General features: G+C 63.9%; 16 protein-coding genes. 6 read left to right on the top strand and 10 right to left on the bottom strand.

The window, feature by feature from the left end; translation table 11 throughout:
* Positions 1–3: 3 nt before the first annotated feature.
* Together IRZ56_RS11965 and algB are read right to left on the bottom strand one after the other, a co-directional pair.
* Positions 4–1,782, bottom strand: a complete 1,779-nt coding sequence (locus tag IRZ56_RS11965) for a KinB sensor domain-containing domain (protein ID WP_196145127.1) — start codon at positions 1,780–1,782, stop codon at positions 4–6.
* Entirely contained in the window at positions 1,779–3,125 is a 1,347-nt protein-coding gene (gene algB, locus IRZ56_RS11960) for a sigma-54-dependent response regulator transcription factor AlgB (protein WP_196145126.1), read from the bottom strand. The genes IRZ56_RS11965 and algB overlap by 4 nt, the downstream gene beginning before the upstream one ends.
* Positions 3,126–3,336: 211 nt before the next feature.
* On the opposite strand from algB, the gene IRZ56_RS11955 reads away from it, so the two are divergent.
* From IRZ56_RS11955 to IRZ56_RS11930, 6 genes are all read left to right on the top strand, one after another.
* On the top strand, positions 3,337–4,158 hold the full coding sequence (locus tag IRZ56_RS11955) for a BON domain-containing protein (RefSeq protein ID WP_196145125.1): 822 nt from the start codon (positions 3,337–3,339) through the stop codon (positions 4,156–4,158).
* 173 nt (positions 4,159–4,331) lie between these two features.
* Positions 4,332–4,616 carry a hypothetical protein gene (locus IRZ56_RS11950; protein WP_196145124.1) on the top strand — a complete coding sequence of 95 codons (285 nt, stop codon included), beginning with the start codon at positions 4,332–4,334 and terminating at the stop codon, positions 4,614–4,616.
* A 35-nt stretch (positions 4,617–4,651) separates the two neighbouring features.
* Complete coding sequence (locus tag IRZ56_RS11945) at positions 4,652–4,813, top strand: DUF1328 domain-containing protein (protein WP_003252966.1); 162 nt, start codon at positions 4,652–4,654, stop codon at positions 4,811–4,813.
* A gap of 2 nt (positions 4,814–4,815) precedes the next feature.
* Positions 4,816–5,286: an inhibitor of vertebrate lysozyme family protein gene (locus tag IRZ56_RS11940; RefSeq protein ID WP_196145123.1), complete on the top strand. Its 471-nt coding sequence runs from the start codon at positions 4,816–4,818 to the stop codon at positions 5,284–5,286.
* Between the two features lie 724 nt (positions 5,287–6,010).
* The gene (gene gltP / locus IRZ56_RS11935) at positions 6,011–7,363 is read left to right on the top strand and encodes a glutamate/aspartate:proton symporter GltP (protein ID WP_196145122.1); all 1,353 of its coding nucleotides are present in this window, start codon (positions 6,011–6,013) and stop codon (positions 7,361–7,363) included.
* A gap of 222 nt (positions 7,364–7,585) precedes the next feature.
* Entirely contained in the window at positions 7,586–8,815 is a 1,230-nt protein-coding gene (locus IRZ56_RS11930; RefSeq protein WP_196145121.1) for a nucleoside recognition domain-containing protein, read from the top strand.
* Here the strand turns inward: IRZ56_RS11930 and IRZ56_RS11925 are convergent.
* From IRZ56_RS11925 to IRZ56_RS23155, 8 genes are all read right to left on the bottom strand, one after another.
* Positions 8,797–9,420, bottom strand: a complete 624-nt coding sequence (locus IRZ56_RS11925; protein WP_196145120.1) for an ABC-type transport auxiliary lipoprotein family protein — start codon at positions 9,418–9,420, stop codon at positions 8,797–8,799. The two genes, IRZ56_RS11930 and IRZ56_RS11925, sit on opposite strands and share 19 nt — an antisense overlap.
* Entirely contained in the window at positions 9,417–10,355 is a 939-nt protein-coding gene (locus IRZ56_RS11920) for an MlaD family protein (protein ID WP_196145119.1), read from the bottom strand. Before IRZ56_RS11920 ends, IRZ56_RS11925 begins: the two co-directional genes overlap by 4 nt.
* A gap of 3 nt (positions 10,356–10,358) precedes the next feature.
* Positions 10,359–11,153 carry an ABC transporter ATP-binding protein gene (locus tag IRZ56_RS11915; protein ID WP_196145118.1) on the bottom strand — a complete coding sequence of 265 codons (795 nt, stop codon included), beginning with the start codon at positions 11,151–11,153 and terminating at the stop codon, positions 10,359–10,361.
* Positions 11,150–12,283 carry an ABC transporter permease gene (locus tag IRZ56_RS11910; protein ID WP_196145117.1) on the bottom strand — a complete coding sequence of 378 codons (1,134 nt, stop codon included), beginning with the start codon at positions 12,281–12,283 and terminating at the stop codon, positions 11,150–11,152. Before IRZ56_RS11910 ends, IRZ56_RS11915 begins: the two co-directional genes overlap by 4 nt.
* A gap of 153 nt (positions 12,284–12,436) precedes the next feature.
* Positions 12,437–13,459: a DUF5924 family protein gene (locus tag IRZ56_RS11905; RefSeq protein WP_196145116.1), complete on the bottom strand. Its 1,023-nt coding sequence runs from the start codon at positions 13,457–13,459 to the stop codon at positions 12,437–12,439.
* A gap of 120 nt (positions 13,460–13,579) precedes the next feature.
* Positions 13,580–14,986, bottom strand: coding sequence for a M16 family metallopeptidase (locus IRZ56_RS11900; protein WP_196145115.1), 1,407 nt, complete (start codon positions 14,984–14,986; stop codon positions 13,580–13,582).
* Positions 14,987–15,016: 30 nt separating this feature from the next.
* Complete coding sequence (locus tag IRZ56_RS11895; RefSeq protein WP_196145114.1) at positions 15,017–16,675, bottom strand: Na/Pi cotransporter family protein; 1,659 nt, start codon at positions 16,673–16,675, stop codon at positions 15,017–15,019.
* A gap of 102 nt (positions 16,676–16,777) precedes the next feature.
* Positions 16,778–16,975 (bottom strand): hypothetical protein (locus IRZ56_RS23155; protein WP_230390372.1); only part of this gene is annotated, 198 nt, incomplete at its 5' end.

The following is a 16,975-nucleotide window of genomic DNA, read 5'->3' as shown; positions in this document are numbered from 1 at the left end:
CCGCTAGACAGGCAAGGCCATATAGAACTGGGTACCCTGCCCAGGCCGGGAGTACACGCCCATGCGGCCCCCGTGCAGCTGGACGATTTCCTTGCACAAGGCCAGGCCAAGCCCGGCACCGCCCTTCTTGCGCCCGACCTGGACGAACGGCTCGAAGATCCGGCCTTGTTGGCCATAGGCGATGCCTTCGCCATTGTCTTCCACCCCGATGATCACCCGTTCGGCATGCCGCCGCGCATGCAGGCGGATGCGCCCGCCGCTGGCGGTATGGCGGATGGCGTTGTGCAGCAGGTTGTCCAATACCCGGTCCAGTTGGGCCACGTCCGCCTGAATGCGTGGCAAGGGCGACTCCAGTTCGATGAACAGCTCGATCTCTTTCTGCACAGCCAGTTCGGCGAAGCGCGCCTGGGCATGCTCGAGCAGCTGGTCGATGGCGCAAGGGGCCAGCTCCAGCTTTTGCAGGCCGCTCTGGTAGCGGGAAAAGTTGAGCAGGTCGTTGATCAGTTGGGTCAGGCGCTGCATTTCCTCGCCGATGGTCTCGAGCAGGTCGTTCTCCCGCGCGTCGGGTGGAAACGCCACGCGCTCGCGCAGCAGGCCGAATGCCATGTGCATGCCGGTGACCGGCGTGCGCAGCTCATGGGAGGCCCGTAGGACGAATTCGCTGCGTACCCGCTCGAAGGCACGCTGTTCGGTGACGTCGTGCAGCACCATCACGGCGCCCAGGATCGGCCCCTCAGGATGGCAGACCGGTGTGAGGCTGTAGGTCAGCAGCCGGGTTTCTTCGTCTATCTCGATGCTCAGGTCATCGGGCGGGCGGTCCAGGCTGCCGCCGCGCAGGACCTGGCGCAGCTGCTGCTCCAGCTCCGGGCGTTGCAGCGCTTCGGTCAGGCCGCTGCCGACCCGGCTGGTGTCCCAACCCAGCTGACGCTGTGCCACTGGGTTCAGGTGCTCCAGGCAGCCTTGGCGGTCGATGATCAGCAATCCGTCATCGATGCTGTCGAGCACCGCCTGCAGGCGTTGCTGGCCGGCCAGCAGTTCATCGACATTGGTGGCCTGGTGCTTGCGCAGGGCATCTGCCATCAGCCCGAAGCGCCGGGTCAGCTGGTTGAGCTCGCTGGCTTGGGTGACCGGCAGGGTGACGTCGAAATTGCCTTGGCCGACTTGGTCGGCGGCCTTGGCCAAGGCCTCGATCGGCTGGCCGAAGCGGCGGGCGATGTTGTGCGCGGTGGCGAACCCCAGTACCAGTACCGCCAGGCCCAGCAGGCTGAGCAGCCCACTGACCAGCAAGGCGCGGTCACGAGTATGGGCCTCACCACTGGTGATGTGTTCGAGGGCCTGCTTGTGGGAGTCGATGAGGTCGTTGCGGACTTGATTGAAGGCAGCACCCAGCGGCAGGTCGGGGCTCATGTTCCGCGCGGGCGCCGTACTGTCCCGGTAGGCCTGGAGAAACGCCTGGTAGTTGCTGCTGGTCTTGCTGAACGCTGTACGTTCGCCGCCTCCGGCCAGGTCTTGGTTGAGCAGGGCCTGGAAATCTTCCTGCAACGCCAGCAGGCTGCGCGAATCGGTGTTCTCGTTGAGAATCAGGGTCAACTGCTCGCCAAGGTTCTGCCGCAGTTTCAGCCCGATTTCCAACGTTCGGGTGGTTTCTTCCACCAGCCGCTGGTGGACGGTGGCCATCTGTACCACGCTCACCAGCCCGAGCAACAGGCCAAGCAAGGCGACGCTGACCAGCGCCGAAATGCTCAGGAAAAGCCGCGTACGCAGCTTCATCGGCCATTTCATAAGTTGTACTGCTTGCGTTTGCGGTACAGGGTCGAAGCATCGATACCCAAGGTTTTGGCCGCCTGGTCCAAGGTATCGCTGGCAGCCAGGACCGCGCCGATGTGCGCGCGCTCGAGCTCGTCCAGGCTCAAGGCGGCGCCGATGCGCGGTGCGTTGCTGGTGGGCGCTTCGGCCATGCCCAGGTGGGCGATCTCCACCCGTTCCTGTGGGCAGATGATGCTCGCCCGTTCCACCACGTTGCGCAGCTCGCGGATATTGCCGGGCCAGCGGTAATTGAGCAGCGCAGTGCGCGCCTCGTCGCTGAACACCCGGGCCGGGCGCGCGTATTCCTTGACGAAGCGGGCCAGGAAGCGCTCGGCCAGGGTGAGGATGTCTTCGCTGCGCTCACGCAGCGGCGGCAGGTGCAGGGTGATGACGTTCAGGCGATAGAGGAGGTCTTCACGGAAGCGCCCGTCGCGGACCATTTCTTCAAGGTTGAGGTTGGTCGCGGCCAGGATGCGGACATCGGCGCGGCGGGTGACCGGGTCGCCGACCCGCTCGTACTCCTTGTCCTGGATGAAGCGCAGCAGCTTGGGTTGCAGAGTCAGGGGGAAATCACCGATCTCGTCGAGGAACAGGGTACCGCCGTCGGCCTGGTTGACCCGCCCCAGGGTGCTTTCGCTGGCGCCGGTAAAGGCCCCGCGGGTATGGCCGAACAGTTCGCTTTCCATCAGTTCGGCATTCAGCGATGGGCAGTTGATGGTCACGCAGGCCTTGCGCATTCGCTTGCTCCAGCCATGGATGGCGCGCGCCAGTTCGCCCTTGCCGGTGCCCGACTCGCCGAGGATGAGAATGTTGGCGTCGGTGGTCGCTACCTGCCGGGCGGTTTCCAGTACCGCCATCATCGCCGGGCTGTGGGAATCCAGGCCATCCTTGGGTTTGCGTACTTCGCCTTCCAGGGCCTCCAGGCGTGCCGACAGTTGGCGGACCTCCAGCTGCTTGGCGGTGGCCAGGCGCAACTGGTCGGGGCTGCATGGCTTGACCAGGTAATCGGCCGCGCCGGCCTGGATGGCATCCACCGCAGTGTCTACCGCGGAATGGGCCGTCACGATGACCACGCGCATCCAGGGGGCCTGGATGCGCATCTGGGCGAGCACGTCGAGGCCGTTGTCTTCGCCCAGGCGCAAATCGAGGAAGCACAGGTCGAATACCTGGCGCTGCAGCAAGGCATCGGCCTGGGCGGCGCTGCTGGCCGTGGCCACGCTATAGCCTTCGTCTTCGAGGCAGTAGCGGAAGGTTCGCAGGATCGCGGATTCGTCATCCACCAGCAGAATGCGGCCTTGGGTGTCCTGGGCTGATTCCATGTTCCTACGCTCCTTCGGGATTGATCTCAATTAGTGTCGGAAAAATCGGGCAAGTTGCATGGTCCATTCTGAAGGAATCCGTCGTTTGCATGCTAGCCATTGGCCTGTTCTTCCGCTGGTACGAAACATACCGGGCGTTTTGACAGACCGTTCGACTGGCATGGCAGTTGCGACGATCTTCAATTTTTTGCCACGAAAGGAGGTGCAACCCATGCCTTTATTCCCTCGAGCCGCCCTGTTGGCGGCCTTGTTGTTGCCTGTGCTCTCGCCTGCCCTGGCCGATACCGCGCAGAACGCCCGCCTCGAAGGCGCCCTGCAAACGGCGCTGTCGCTCAACCGTGTGCTCAACCCGTTCCGTATCGAAGTCGGCGTGGAGGGGCCCAAAGCCACGCTATCCGGCGAGGTGGAGAACGAGGTGGAGCGCCAGCTGGCCGAGCATGTCGCCCTGGCGACCCGTGGTATCGAACAGGTCGACAACCAGTTGCGGGTCAACCCGCAGCTCGTCGAGCGCCCGCTGGAGTTGCGTGCCTACGCCCAGCGGTTGGAGGACGCGACGTTGGCGGCGGTCATCCGGGCCCGGCTGCTCTGGAGCACGGTCACCGAAAAGGCGCCGATCGAAGTCGAGAGCCGTGAGGGCGTGGTGACCCTGCGCGGCAAGGTCGACAGCGCCGAGGCCAAAGAGCTTGCCGGTGTACTGGCGCGCACCACCGAGGGGGTGCACCTGGTCAACAACCTGGTCAGCCTGGACAGCGCGGCCATGGCCAAGACCCGGGAAAAACCCGTGGATGCGCCGAGCGGGCCGCAGCCAAGCGATAACTGGATCGTCGACAAGATCCAGGCGAGCTATCGCTTCAGTCGCAATCTCGATGGCCTCAACCTCAAGGTGGCCAGTGAGCAAGGCCTGGTGCGCCTTTCCGGCGAGGTGGTCAGCAGCGAGCAGAAAACCATTGCCGTCGAGGTGGCTCGGCAGATTATCGGCGTAAGGGGCGTGGACGCAGACCTGTTGAAAGTGGCCAGTAAAGTCGAAGGCTGATCGTGCAAAACGCACGGCTTCGAAAAGGCCATCGTGCAGGATAAACGCCCAAGACGGCGTCTGAGTTTAGATAACTTATTGAATTTAAAGGATTTTAATAGACTGCACGGACTGGCATGCAGGCTGCAACTTCCCTGTCAGGTTCGAATAAAAACACAGCAGGAGGAGCCGGCATGAATCGCCAATCCGTCAATCGCTCGCAGACCGCCGAACTTCCTTGGCGCCAGTGCCTTTACCTCGGCCTGGCCCTGCTGCTGACGCTCGCCGCTGGCCAGTTCTATTACAGCTGGCAGACCGCGCGGCTCGCCGAGCAGGTCGCGGCACATACCGCGCTGTTGACGCAATTGCAGGCGACCCGTGCCGAGACCCTGGTCAGAGCGCAAGCGCCGCTGCCAGCGCAAGAGGTTTCATCCGACACCCTGGAGAACGTCGTCACCCAGGAACGCTGGGTGTTCTGACCACGACCGATTTCGAAAAATAAAGGAGAACCATCATGCTGAGTTGGGCCATCACCTTCCTGATCATTGCCATTGTCGCCGCCGTGCTGGGCTTCGGTGGTATTGCCGGCGCCGCCACGGGTATCGCGAAGATCCTGTTCATCGTCTTCCTGGTCCTGTTCGTGGCTTCCTTCTTCTTCGGACGCGGTAGAGGTTGAGCATGAGCCGGATGCTTTGCAAAGCCCTGGCTACCGCCCTGCTTGTGGGCGGTAGCGCGGGGGCGATGGCGGCCAATGACGGCCAGGTCCGGGTCAGCCAGCTGCTGGGTTCGGACCCCGAATATCGAGAAACCTGGCAGGACGCCATAAAAGGCGAGGAGCGCCTGCCCGACTGGGTGATCAACCTCAGCGGCAGCTCGCAGGAGCAGATGTCGGCCGTTACCGAGGATGGCGACAAGTACCTGGTCGGGCCTTTGTGCGAATCCCAAACCAACTGCACTTACAAGCGCCTGGTGGTGGCGTTCAGTTGGGACAAGGAGGATGCCTACGGGATGCTCGTTGAAGTGCCCGAAGGCCTGCCTTCGGATAAATCGCCCACCCGCCATGCGCAGTATCGTTGGCTGGGCGACCCGGACGACGGCATGAAAGCCATGCTGCGCGAGCAGCTCAAGCGCGACCCGAAGTGGTACTGACCGAAGGTCGCGGTTTGTAACCAGATAGAAGCTGAACCTTTTTATCTTTCAGGCTTCTATGGTGCGCCGCTCCGAGGAGGGGTGGCGCATGACCAGGGGGCCGGGCTGTTCTGATTGCTTCAGGATCGGAGTGGCCTAGGGGTACAGGGAGTACCTCCGTCATGGGCCGGGTCAGGCAAGGCGGCATCGGAAGTCATGGCCGGCGTGTCAGGCGACACAAGTGCCAGGCCGGACTTCCGAGGCGCCTATATAAGAAAGGGCCTATCGTTTTGGCTTTTTCGTTGGAGGCACATTTTGCCTCGACCGTACATCGAAATTTTTTTCGTACAGGTACGCCGCCGCGCCGTCCTGTTCGGCACCATTCGGATTGTCGAACAAGGCGCCGAAACACCCAAATGACCACTGTTAAATCTGCCGAAAAATGGCGCTTTGGTCTTGTTCGGAAATCCGAACGCAAGAATCCTAACCCTCTCTGATGCGCGTTTTTGCTCCCAAGCCTCATGCCGATTCGGCATAGGGTAATCGTTTCCGGCATTAGACTGCCCCCTTTCCCGTCGCAATAGTTGCCGCCTTTTTCGCTGGCCCGAGCGCCCAGACGCTCGCTTGCGGTGACCTTCGATGGCGTCGCCGGACGGAAGCCCAACGCTGCCCAATGCGCTGCCAAAGGCTCTGGGATGCGTTTTTCCGCTTGGCACCCATGACCACTAAAAGAAAGGGTAATGACATGAAGAAGGCAAAACTGAGCCTCGCCTGGCAGATCCTCATCGGACTCGTCCTCGGCGTTGCGATCGGCGCGCTGCTGAACCATTTCAGTGCAGAAAAGGCATGGTGGATCAGTAATGTCCTGCAGCCAGCCGGTGACATCTTCATTCGCCTGATCAAGATGATCGTCGTCCCGATCGTGATTTCGTCGCTGATCGTGGGCATCGCCGGGGTTGGCGACGCGAAGAAACTGGGCAGCATCGGCCTGAAGACCATCATCTACTTCGAGGTGGTGACCACCATCGCCATCGTCGTTGGCCTGGTGTTGGCCAACCTGTTCCACCCAGGCGCCGGCATCGACATGAGCACCCTAGGTACCGTCGATATCTCCAAGTACCAGGCCACTGCGGCCGAGGTGCAGCATGAGCATGCGTTCATCGAGACCCTGCTGAACCTGATCCCGTCCAACATCTTCGCGGCCGTGGCCCGTGGCGAGATGCTGCCGATCATCTTCTTCTCGGTGATGTTCGGTCTGGGCCTGTCGAGCCTGCCGGGCGACCTGCGCGATCCGCTGGTACGTACCTTCCAGGGCGTGTCGGAGACCATGTTCAAGGTCACCCACATGATCATGAACTACGCCCCGATCGGCGTGTTCGCCCTGATCGCCGTGACTGTCGCCAACTTCGGCTTCGCCTCGCTGCTGCCATTGGCCAAGCTGGTGTTGCTGGTGTACTTCGCCATCGCCTTCTTCGCCTTCATGGTGCTGGGCCTGGTGGCGCGCGTGTTCGGCTTCTCGGTCATCAAGATCATGCGCATCATGAAAGACGAGCTGATCCTGGCCTACTCCACCTCCAGCTCGGAAACCGTGCTGCCGCGGGTGATCGAGAAGATGGAAGCCTACGGTGCGCCGAAGTCGATCTGCAGCTTCGTGGTTCCGACCGGCTACTCGTTCAACCTTGACGGCTCGACCCTGTACCAGAGCATCGCGGCTATCTTCATCGCCCAGCTGTACGGTATCGACCTGTCCTGGAGCCAGCAGCTGCTGCTGGTGCTGACCCTGATGGTCACCTCCAAGGGTATCGCCGGTGTACCGGGCGTTTCCTTCGTGGTGCTGCTGGCGACCCTGGGCAGCGTGGGCATTCCGCTGGAAGGCCTGGCCTTCATCGCCGGTGTCGACCGCATCATGGATATGGCCCGCACCGCTCTGAACGTGATCGGCAACGCCCTGGCGGCACTGGTTGTCGCACGGTGGGAAGGCATGTACGACGCCGCCAAGGGCGAGCGCTACTACAGCTCGCTGATGGCAGGTAACAAGCATGAGGCGGTGGTGGCTGCCGCTGGCAAGCCGGCCCAAGCGGCTCAGCAGAACCAGTAAAGCGTTCTGTAATGCACAAAAAGCCCCAACCTTGGTTGGGGCTTTTTGTTGGCCGCAGGAAATCAGAGTGTTGGTTGTACCGGCCCAATCGCCGGCAAGCCGGCTCCCACCGCATGTAGAGGCCGCACAGCACCTGTGGAAGCCGGCTGCCGGCGATTGGGCCGGTACAGCCACCGGGCAATTCCGCTATCATTCGGGGCATTTTTCAGGGGGAATACACGGATGCTCAACGGCCTTTGGCTCGGCTTTTTCCTGGTGGCGGCGGTATCCGCCCTGGCCCAATGGCTGGTGGGTGGCAATGCCGGCATTTTCGCCGCGATGGTCGAGAGCATCTTCGCCATGGCCAAGCTTTCGGTGGAGGTCATGGTCCTGCTGTTCGGTACCCTTACCCTCTGGCTGGGCTTTCTCAAGATCGCCGAACAGGCCGGTATCGTCGAATGGCTGGCCAAGGTCCTGGGGCCACTGTTCGCCCGGCTGATGCCCGAAGTGCCGCCTGGCCACCCTGCCCTGGGCCTGATCACCATGAACTTCGCCGCCAATGGCCTTGGCCTGGACAACGCGGCGACCCCCATCGGCCTGAAGGCCATGCGTGCCCTGCAGGACCTCAACCCCAGCAGTACCACGGCGAGCAATGCGCAGATCCTGTTCCTGGTGCTCAACGCCTCGTCGCTGACCCTGTTGCCGGTGACCATCTTCATGTACCGCGCCCAGCAAGGCGCCCTGGACCCTACCCTGGTGTTCCTGCCGATCCTGTTGGCCACCAGCGCCTCGACCTTGGTGGGCCTGCTGTCGGTGGCGGTGATGCAGCGCCTGCGCCTGTGGGACCCGGTGGTGCTGGCCTATCTGGTGCCTGGCGCATTGTTGCTGGGGGCCTTCATGGCATTTCTCGGCACCCTCTCGGCGACGGCGCTGGCCAGCCTGTCGTCGATCCTCGGCAACCTGACGCTGTTCGGCGTGATCGTGCTGTTCCTGGTGGTTGGTGCGTTGCGGCGGGTCAAGGTCTACGAAGCGTTCGTGGAAGGCGCCAAGGAAGGCTTCGACGTGGCCAAGGGCCTGCTGCCATACCTCGTCGCCATGCTTTGCGCGGTTGGCGTGCTGCGTGCCTCCGGCGCGCTGGAGTTGGCGTTGGACGGTATTCGCCACACCGTCGAGTGGATGGGCTTGGATACCCGCTTCGTCGAAGGCCTGCCGACAGCATTGGTCAAGCCGTTCTCCGGCAGCGCGGCGCGCGCCATGTTGATCGAGACCATGCAGACCCACGGCGTCGATAGCTTCCCCGCGCTGGTGGCTGCGACCGTACAAGGCAGTACCGAGACGACCTTCTATGTGCTGGCGGTGTACTTCGGCGCAGTCGGCATCCAGCGCGTACGCCACGCCGTGGGCTGCGCCCTGCTTGCCGAACTTGCCGGGGTGATCGCGGCGATCTGCGTCTGCTACTGGTTCTTCGCCTGAGCCTGGCTGGCCTGGCCGACGGTCCAGTCCACCAATTGCGCCACCAGTTGGTCGCTCGCCGTGCCGAAGCCGGCGACCACCGCCGCGACCTGTTCGTCGGCCAGCGGCTGGCGCACTTCGAAGCGGTGGCTGGCGAGGATGCGTTGGCTGCGCCCTTGCACCAGGCGCGCGTCATAGCGGATCACCACCTCCACGGCACCGCCAGCACGGTACTCGCTTTGGAAGGCCTGCAACTCGCCGACCAACTCATAGTCGGCTTGCAAGTTGCTGTCATCGGCGCTCAGGCGCTGCACCCGGCCGTCGCGCTGGAACCCATCGAGCAGGCGGTTGCGTACCAGCAGCGGCACCGGGTCGCTCCAGCGCGCGCCCTTGTAGCTGCTGATCATGTCGCCCTGGGGGATCACCGCGATGCGAGGCCCGGCCAGGGTTTCGCTGGCCAATGGCTTGTTCAGGCGCAGCGACCAGTCCAGCGGCGGGACCGTGCGACCCGCCTGGTTCACCGGCAAGCGGTAGATGTCCACCGGCTCGCTCTGCGGCAGGATCGAGCAGGCCGTGGCCAGGCTCAGCGTGGCGGCCAGCGCCAGAAGGCGCAGAGACGGTTTCATGGCTGGAACTCCTTGTTGTTGTCACGGCCCAGCAGGTAGCCGCTCGGGTCCGCTTCCAGGCGCCGCGAGATGCCCTTGAGGGCGTTCAAGGTTTCGCGCAGTTCGCGGATGGCCGGGGCCAGCTGGTTGAGGCCTTGGGCGCCGTCGTCGAGGGCTTCGCGGTTGTCCTTGAGCAGGCTGTTGATGGTCGCGGTGCTTTCGGCCAGCGACTGCATGGCCTGTTCGGCGCTGCCAAAGGCCTGCCTGCCCTCGCTGCCGAGCAGGCCGTTGGCGTTGTGCATCAGGGCCTGGGTTTCGGCCAGGGTGGCGTTGGCCTGTTTGCCCACTTCAGCCAGTTGCTCGATGGCCTGGCTGATACCGCCCTTGTTGTTGGCGAAGGTACCGGTGGTCTGTTCCAGGTTGGCCAGGGTGTTGCTCAGGCGCTCGATGTTGTCTTCTGAGAACATCTGGTTGGCGTTGTGCAGCAGCAGGTTGACGTTGGTCACTAGGTCGCTGCTGTCGCTGAGCAGGCGCGAGATGGGCGACGGCGAGGCCACGATCACCGGCAGCTTGCCGTCCTTGCCCTTGAGCTCCGGGCTTTGCGGCGTGCCGCCGGTGAGCTGGATGAACGCGTTGCCGGTCACCCCGGCCAGGGTCAGCTTGGCCTGGGTATCTTCCTTGACCGGGGTATCGGCGCTCAGGCGAATGCGCGCGAGTACCCGGCGCGGGTCCTTGGGGTCCAGGCGCAGAGTACTGACATCGCCGACCTTGATGCCGTTGTATTGCACCGGGCTACCCCGGGACAGGCCCGAAACGGCTTCGTTGAACACCACTTCGTAGTCCTTGAAGGTGTCGTCTACGCTGGACTTGGTCAGCCACAGGCCGAACAGCATGGCGCCGGCCACCACCAGGACGGTGACCAGGCCTATCAGGACGTGATGAGCTCGGGTTTCCATTGTTCAGCGCTCCTGCCCTGCACTGGCGGCGGCATGCTCGGCCGCCCGCCCGCGTGGGCCGTGAAAGTATTCGTGGATCCAGGCGTCGTCGGTCTGCTCGACCTGGGCCAAGGGGCCGGCCACCAGGACTTTCTTCTGCGACAGCACTGCGACCCGGTCGGTGATGGTATAGAGGGTATCCAGGTCGTGGGTGATCAGGAACACCGACAGGCCCAGGGCATCGCGCAGGGTGAGGATCAGCTGGTCGAAGGCCGCTGCGCCGATCGGATCCAGGCCGGCGGTGGGTTCATCGAGGAACAGGATGTCTGGGTCCAGCGCCAGGGCCCGGGCCAGGGCGGCGCGCTTGATCATGCCGCCGGACAGCGACGAGGGGTATTTGTCGGCCGCGGAAATCGGCAGCCCGGCCAGGGCTAGCTTGACCCCGGCCAGGTGCTCGGCGTCGGCACGGGACAGCCCGGCGTGCTCGATCAGCGGCAGGGCCACGTTCTCGGTCACCGTCAGCGAGGAAAACAGTGCGCCCTTCTGAAACAGCACGCCGAAACGCCGCTCCACGTGCGAGCGCTGCTCGTTGTTCAGCGTGGCCAGGTCCTGGCCGAAGACCTTGACCTGCCCTTCGTTGGGCCGGCGCAGGCCGATGATGCTGCGCAACAGCACCGACTTGCCGCTGCCCGAGCCGCCGACCACGGCGAGGATCTCGCCTCGGTACAGGTCCAGGTCGAGGTTTTCATGCACGCTCTGGCTGCCGAAGCGGTTGCAGATGCCCCGGGCCTCGATCACGGCTTCGCCTATACCACTCACCAGCCCATCTCCATGAAGAACAGCGCCGCCACGGCATCGAGCACGATCACCACGAAAATCGACTGGACTACGCTCGAGGTCGTGTGCGCGCCCACCGATTCGGCGCTGCCGGTGACCTTGAAGCCTTCCAGGCAGCCGATGGCCGCGATCAAAAAGGCGAAGAACGGCGCCTTGACCAGGCCGACGAGGAAATGCTGCACGCCGATGTCGCTTTGCAGCAGCGAAAGGAACATGGCCGGCGGGATGTCCAGGGACAAGGCACAGACCACCGCGCCCCCGACAATGCCGCAGAGCATCGCGACGAACGTTAGCAACGGCAGGGTGATCAGCAAAGCCAGCACCCGGGGGGCCACCAGCAACTCGATGGGGTTCAGCCCGAGGGTTCGAATGGCGTCGATCTCTTCGTTGGCCTTCATCGAGCCGATTTGCGCGGTGAAGGCGCTGGCGGTGCGTCCGGCCATGAGGATCGCGGTCAGCAGCACGGCGAACTCACGCAGGAAGGAGAACGCCACCAGGTCGACAGTGAAGAGGGTGGCGCCGAAGTCGGCCAGCACCGTGGCACCGAGGAAGGCCACCACCGCACCCACCAGGAAGGTGAGCAAGGCAACGATGGGCGCGGCGTCCAGGCCGGTTTGTTCGATGTGCGAGACCACCGGCGTGATGCGCCAGCGATGGGGCTGCAGGGCGCGGCGCGCCAAGGTTTCCAGGATCAGGCCGATGAAGCCGAGTAGTTGCCGGGTATCCTGCCAGAGGGTGGCGACGGCGCAGCCTATACGCTCGAGCAACAGCAGCAGGACGTGGCGCTCGGGCTCCTTGGTTGGGATGCAGTAGTCCTGCACCGAGCAGTAGACGTTCTTGAGCAGGGCACGGCTGGCTTCGGGAAGCTCGCCGGTGCAGCGCGACAGGCGCTCGGAGCCGAGCAGTTCGGCCAGCAGCGAGGCGCCGGCGGTGTCCAGGCGGCCCAATTGGCTCAGGTCGGCAATGGCGTCGTCGCCGTATTGCGTGCGCAGCTGGTCGCTCTCGCGCTTGAGGTCGGCGTAGTGGGCCAGGGTCCAGTCACCGGCAATGCGCAGGCAGGCCGGTTGGCTGCTGGTGTCCAAGGTGGCGCTGGGGGTGGTCATAAGCTCCATGCATCTGACAGGGCGCGAGGCGTCGAGTCAGATCATAGCGTAATGGTGCTGCTGGGGCTGCTTTGCAGCCCATCGCCGGCAAGCCCCACAGGATGTGGTTGGCGAAGTACCGGTGGGAGCCGGCTTGCCGGCGATGGGGGCTGGGCCGCTATTTCATTGGGACGGCGCATCATCGATGATCTTGAAGCGCAGCACGCCGATCACCTGCCCGTCCTCGGTCAGCACCCTCACCTGCCATTTGCCTACGGGGTTGGGCGGGAAGTTCTGCTTGTGGGTCCAGGCCCGGTAACCCTCCTTGCGCCCACCGTGGATATCCAGGGCGATGCGGTCCACCTCTTTGCCGTTCAACTGCCACACATGGTAGATGCGCTCGTTCAGGCCGCGGGGGGCATTGATCGCGGTGTAGGCGTACAGGCCGCCGCTGCGGATGCGGCTGGCGGGGACTTCCTCGAGCGAATCCCCAGGCTGGCGGTTCTGCACTTCGGTGCTGACCGCCACCTCGGTCATCCACAGGGTGGCCGGCGGTACCCAGGAGCGCAACAGCCAGCCGCCACCACCCACGGTGAGGGTGACCAGCACCAGGGCCACCGCGCGACGCCAGCTGTTGATGGGGAAACTGCTCGCAAGGCTGGGGAACGACAAGGCCATGGCAATGATCAAGGCCAGCTTGAAGCTTTGCGCCGTGGTCAGGTGCAGGATGATCGGCAGGGCAGTAAGCAGCGCGGCGAACAGGGTCAGGGTATGCAGCGCGAGGAACAGCCAACGCCTGGGCGCGAGCCACTTGTAGTACAGCGGGTCGATGATCGAGACCAGCCCGGCGGCGGCGAGCAAGCCGGTGAACACCACCTGGCTGCTGTTCCAGGTGGTGGTGATGAAGAAGAACGGCAGGACGAAGAACAGGCTCTCCTGGTGGATCATCTGTGTGGCATAGCGCAGCAGCGGCTGCGGGATCTCGCGCTTGAAGACCTTGGTGAACAGACCTGTGAGGGTGTTCTCCAGCATCAGCCAGATCCAGCTGACCAGCATCAGCACGGCGATCCAGCTGGCCAGGCCGGCCTGGCGATCGACCAGGATGAAGCTGCCGACACCGGACAGGAAACCGCCCAGCGCGATGACGCCGGGGTAGCGCTTGAGCAGCTCGATCACGCGGATGACGAAGTGGGGTATTGGAGGCATGGGGGCAACAGAGAAGGCATGAATGTGGGGGCCATACTGGCCCTATCGCGGGACGAGCCCGCTCCTGCACGGATGATAGGGCCGGAGCTGGCGAGATGATGCCACAAGGATACTGCCAAATCAGGGCTCGCGTGTAGCGCCACCAGGCGTGGGCGCCGAATGGCGCCGGCGGCGCAGCAGGCCGCCGGCCAGGATCACGCCCAGCACCAGCGCGACCAGCCCGTAGAGCTCGTCATAGCCTAGCAGCGGTTTCTCGATGCGCAGGTAGCCCTGGGCCTTGAGCATTTCGCGCAAGGCTGCGTCCGCCTGCTCGAGGCTGACCTGGCGTAGCTTGCGTGTCGGGTCCAGGAAGCGCCCATCGCTGTAGTTGTTGAGCGCGCTCCAGTAGTAGTCGGCCAGGGCGCTGTTGCCTTGTGTGTTCCAGCTTTCACGGGCGATGGCGGCGTCCTTGATGCGGGCAAAGGTGTCCGGGTCCAGGCCGTGCTCGCGCAGGTGCTCGAACAGTTGCTGCAGCACCTTGACGGCGGTGTCCACATCCTGGCGCTCAAGGTCCGCGTTGAGCGCGAGCATGCCGGTATCGCCGAAGCTTTCGCGGCGCACCGATGGCCCGTAGGACAAGCCGTGGCGCAGGCGCAGCTGGTCGTACAGGGCCCATTCAAGGTAGCGCGAGAGCACGTCCAGAGTCGCCTCGTGGCCATCTTCGAGCACCGGCTCGATGAACAGCCAGTGCAGCTTGACGTTGTCACCCAACCAGCCGCGCGTCAGGTCGCGGCGTTGCTCGGCCTTCTGGCTGATGGATTCCAGGCTGCGCCGCTCACCCGGTTCGCTCGCCGGCAGTTCGCCGTAGGTGCGCTCCAGGTAGGCCGGCAGCAGGCGGTCGAGGCCGCCGACCACGATCAAGGTCATGTTGTTGGCGGCGTACCAGTGCTCGCGCAGGGCCTTGACCTGCTCCAGGGTCATGGCATCGACGTTGGAGCGCTCCGGGCACTTGAGGCCCAGCTCTACGGCCAATTGGTCGCTTCCGGGGTGGCCGATGTCCTGGCGGTCGAGCCAGCGTTGCAGGTGGCCGTAGTGGCCGCCGTCCTCGCGTTCGATGATCTTCTTGGCCGTGGTCAAGGCCTTGGCGTCGATGGGCGTATCGCGGATCACCGCCAACAGCAGGTCGAGCACCTTGCGCTGGTTATGCGCCGGGGCTTCGATCACGAAGGTGGTGTCGGCGCTGCTGGTGTAGGCGTTCCACTCCCCGCCCAGGGCTTGGATGCGCTCCTCCAGGCCGCCTTCACCGGTATCGTCGATACCGGTGAACAGCAGGTGCTCGAGCAAGTGCGGCAGCTCTTTCTGGTCGCAATCGAAATCGTCCAGGCCAACGCCTACCACCAGGCGGATCGCCACGTGGTCGCGCTCGTAGCCGGATTTGAGGATCACCTGCAAGCCGTTGGGCAACAGGTAGCCCTCTACCTGTGAGCGATCGAGGGCAAGCGAAGGGAGGCTGCAGATCAGCAGGCAAATGAACATCAGGCAACGCATCGGCGGGCGTGGGTCTCCAGGTGTGCAAGTTCAGGACAGGCGGGCTTCGTCCGGCACGCTGTCGAGCAGAAGCCCGCCCGTATCCCCGCCGCCCAGTACCACATAGGCACTGCTGCAGAACAAAGAGTTCAATCGCTTCATGTCGGCGATCAGCTCCAAGTGTAGCGAACTGGTCTCGATACTTTGCACCACTTTACGTTGCAGACGGCTGACATGGGCGTGGGCAAGGCGACGTTCCTGGGCGCGAAAACGGCGTTTCTCGCGCAGCAGCAGGCGGGCGCTTTCCGGGTCGGCACTGAGGAACACCGACAGGCCCAAGCGCAGGTTGGCCAGCAATTGTTCCTGGAGGCCAGTCAGCTCTTCCAGGCCGACCTGGGAGAACTCCCTGCGCTGTGACGTCTTCTGCTGCTGGACCTTGCGCAGCATCCGCTCGATCAGGTCGCTGGCAAGCTTGAGGTTGATGGCAAGCTCGATGATCTCGGCCCAGCGCCGGTTGTCCTGCTCGCTGAGGTCCTCCCGGCTCATCTGCGCCAGGTACAGCTTGATGGCACTGTACAGCGCCTCGGCATCCTCGCCGAGCGCACGAACCTGCTGCGGCACGGCGGTCTGGGTACCGCGCAGGGCGCCGAGCATCGCCTCGAGCAGGCTGTCGACGATGTCGCCCAGGCGCAATGTCTCGCGTGCGGCGTTGGCCAGGGCCAGACTTGGCGTGGCCAGGGCCGTGGCGTCCAGATGTCGGGGGCGGATCTGCCCGTTGCCGTTGTCCCGGTCAGGCAGCAGCCAGTTGCACAGGCGACCCATGGGTTTGACCGTGGGCAGCATGATCAGGCAGCGCAGGGTGTTGTAGAGCAAATGGAAGCCGATCACCAGCTCCTGGGGGCTGAAGCTCAACGAGTCCATCCAGTCCACCAGTGGGTGCAGTACCGGGATCACCAGCACCAGGCCGATCAGCTTGTACAGCAGGCTACCCAGGGCCACCCGCCGACCGGCGGCGTTCTGCATGCTGGTGGTGAGGAACGCCAGCAGGCCGCTGCCGATGTTGGCACCGACCACCAGGCCGATGGCCACCGGCAGGCTGATCACTTCTGCCCCGGCCAGGGTGGCGGTGAGCAGCACGGCGGCCAGGCTGGAATAGGACACCAGGGCGAACAGGGCGCCGATCAGGGCGTCCAACAGGATGTCGCCGGTCAGGGAGGCGAACAGCACACGTACGCCTTGGGCGTGAGTGATCGGTGCGGCGGCCTGGACGATCAGTTGCAGCGCCAGGATGATCAGGCCCAGGCCAATGCCCACGCGGCCCAGCTGGCCGGCACGGGTCTGCTTGCGCGACAGGAAGAAGATCACGCCGAGGAAGATGAGCAGCGGCGACAGCCACGAGAGGTCGAAGGTCAGCACCCGCGCCATCAGGGCCGTACCCACGTCGGCACCGAGCATGATCGCCAGCGCCGGGGTCATGGCCATCAGGCCCTGGCCGACGAACGAGGTGACCAGCATCGCCGTGGCGTTGCTGCTTTGCACCAGGGCCGTCACCACGATACCGGCGATGAAGGCCAGCGGGCGTTTGCTCATGTTCTGGCTGAGCACGCGGCGCAGGTTGGAGCCATACACCCGCAGGATGCCGGTACGCACGATATGCGTGCCCCATACCAGCAGGGCCACGGCGGACAGCAGGTTGAGCAGGGTCAGCATGTTCCAGGCCCCCCTTGTTGCCGATGCCCCAGGCTGGGGCCAATGGTGAAGCCGTGAGCCGGTGCCCGGGGGTGGGCGTTTTATCCAGTGCTCACTCAAGCTTTAGTTGTTTTGCGGACCTGCCGCCAGCTTCGCACGCTCGGCAAGCATTTGAAACATTTCTGTCATGAAAGGGTTGTCATGACGGGAAACGACAAAGGGCCCCGAAGCAGACTGTGTGAAAACACACTGATAGGCCCTAGACCAAACGCCCCGACTTGTTCGGGGCGTTTGTTTTTGTGCTGAAAAAAGGCTCTTCAG

Source organism: Pseudomonas guariconensis (assembly GCF_015680235.1).
Lineage (GTDB): Bacteria > Pseudomonadota > Gammaproteobacteria > Pseudomonadales > Pseudomonadaceae > Aquipseudomonas > Aquipseudomonas guariconensis_A.
This window is presented reverse-complemented; position numbering and strand designations above follow the sequence as displayed.

Coding starts and splice junctions, on each gene's coding strand:
- gltP (WP_196145122.1), top strand. CDS start 6,011: ATGAAGAAGGCAAAACTGAGCCTCGCCTGGCAGATCCTCATCGGACTC.
- IRZ56_RS11930 (WP_196145121.1), top strand. CDS start 7,586: ATGCTCAACGGCCTTTGGCTCGGCTTTTTCCTGGTGGCGGCGGTATCC.
- IRZ56_RS11925 (WP_196145120.1), bottom strand. CDS start 9,420: ATGAAACCGTCTCTGCGCCTTCTGGCGCTGGCCGCCACGCTGAGCCTG.
- IRZ56_RS11910 (WP_196145117.1), bottom strand. CDS start 12,283: ATGGAGCTTATGACCACCCCCAGCGCCACCTTGGACACCAGCAGCCAA.
- IRZ56_RS11945 (WP_003252966.1), top strand. CDS start 4,652: ATGCTGAGTTGGGCCATCACCTTCCTGATCATTGCCATTGTCGCCGCC.
- algB (WP_196145126.1), bottom strand. CDS start 3,125: ATGGAATCAGCCCAGGACACCCAAGGCCGCATTCTGCTGGTGGATGAC.
- IRZ56_RS11955 (WP_196145125.1), top strand. CDS start 3,337: ATGCCTTTATTCCCTCGAGCCGCCCTGTTGGCGGCCTTGTTGTTGCCT.
- IRZ56_RS11965 (WP_196145127.1), bottom strand. CDS start 1,782: ATGAAATGGCCGATGAAGCTGCGTACGCGGCTTTTCCTGAGCATTTCG.
- IRZ56_RS11895 (WP_196145114.1), bottom strand. CDS start 16,675: ATGCTGACCCTGCTCAACCTGCTGTCCGCCGTGGCCCTGCTGGTATGG.
- IRZ56_RS11940 (WP_196145123.1), top strand. CDS start 4,816: ATGAGCCGGATGCTTTGCAAAGCCCTGGCTACCGCCCTGCTTGTGGGC.
- IRZ56_RS11900 (WP_196145115.1), bottom strand. CDS start 14,986: ATGCGTTGCCTGATGTTCATTTGCCTGCTGATCTGCAGCCTCCCTTCG.
- IRZ56_RS11950 (WP_196145124.1), top strand. CDS start 4,332: ATGAATCGCCAATCCGTCAATCGCTCGCAGACCGCCGAACTTCCTTGG.
- IRZ56_RS11920 (WP_196145119.1), bottom strand. CDS start 10,355: ATGGAAACCCGAGCTCATCACGTCCTGATAGGCCTGGTCACCGTCCTG.
- IRZ56_RS11905 (WP_196145116.1), bottom strand. CDS start 13,459: ATGCCTCCAATACCCCACTTCGTCATCCGCGTGATCGAGCTGCTCAAG.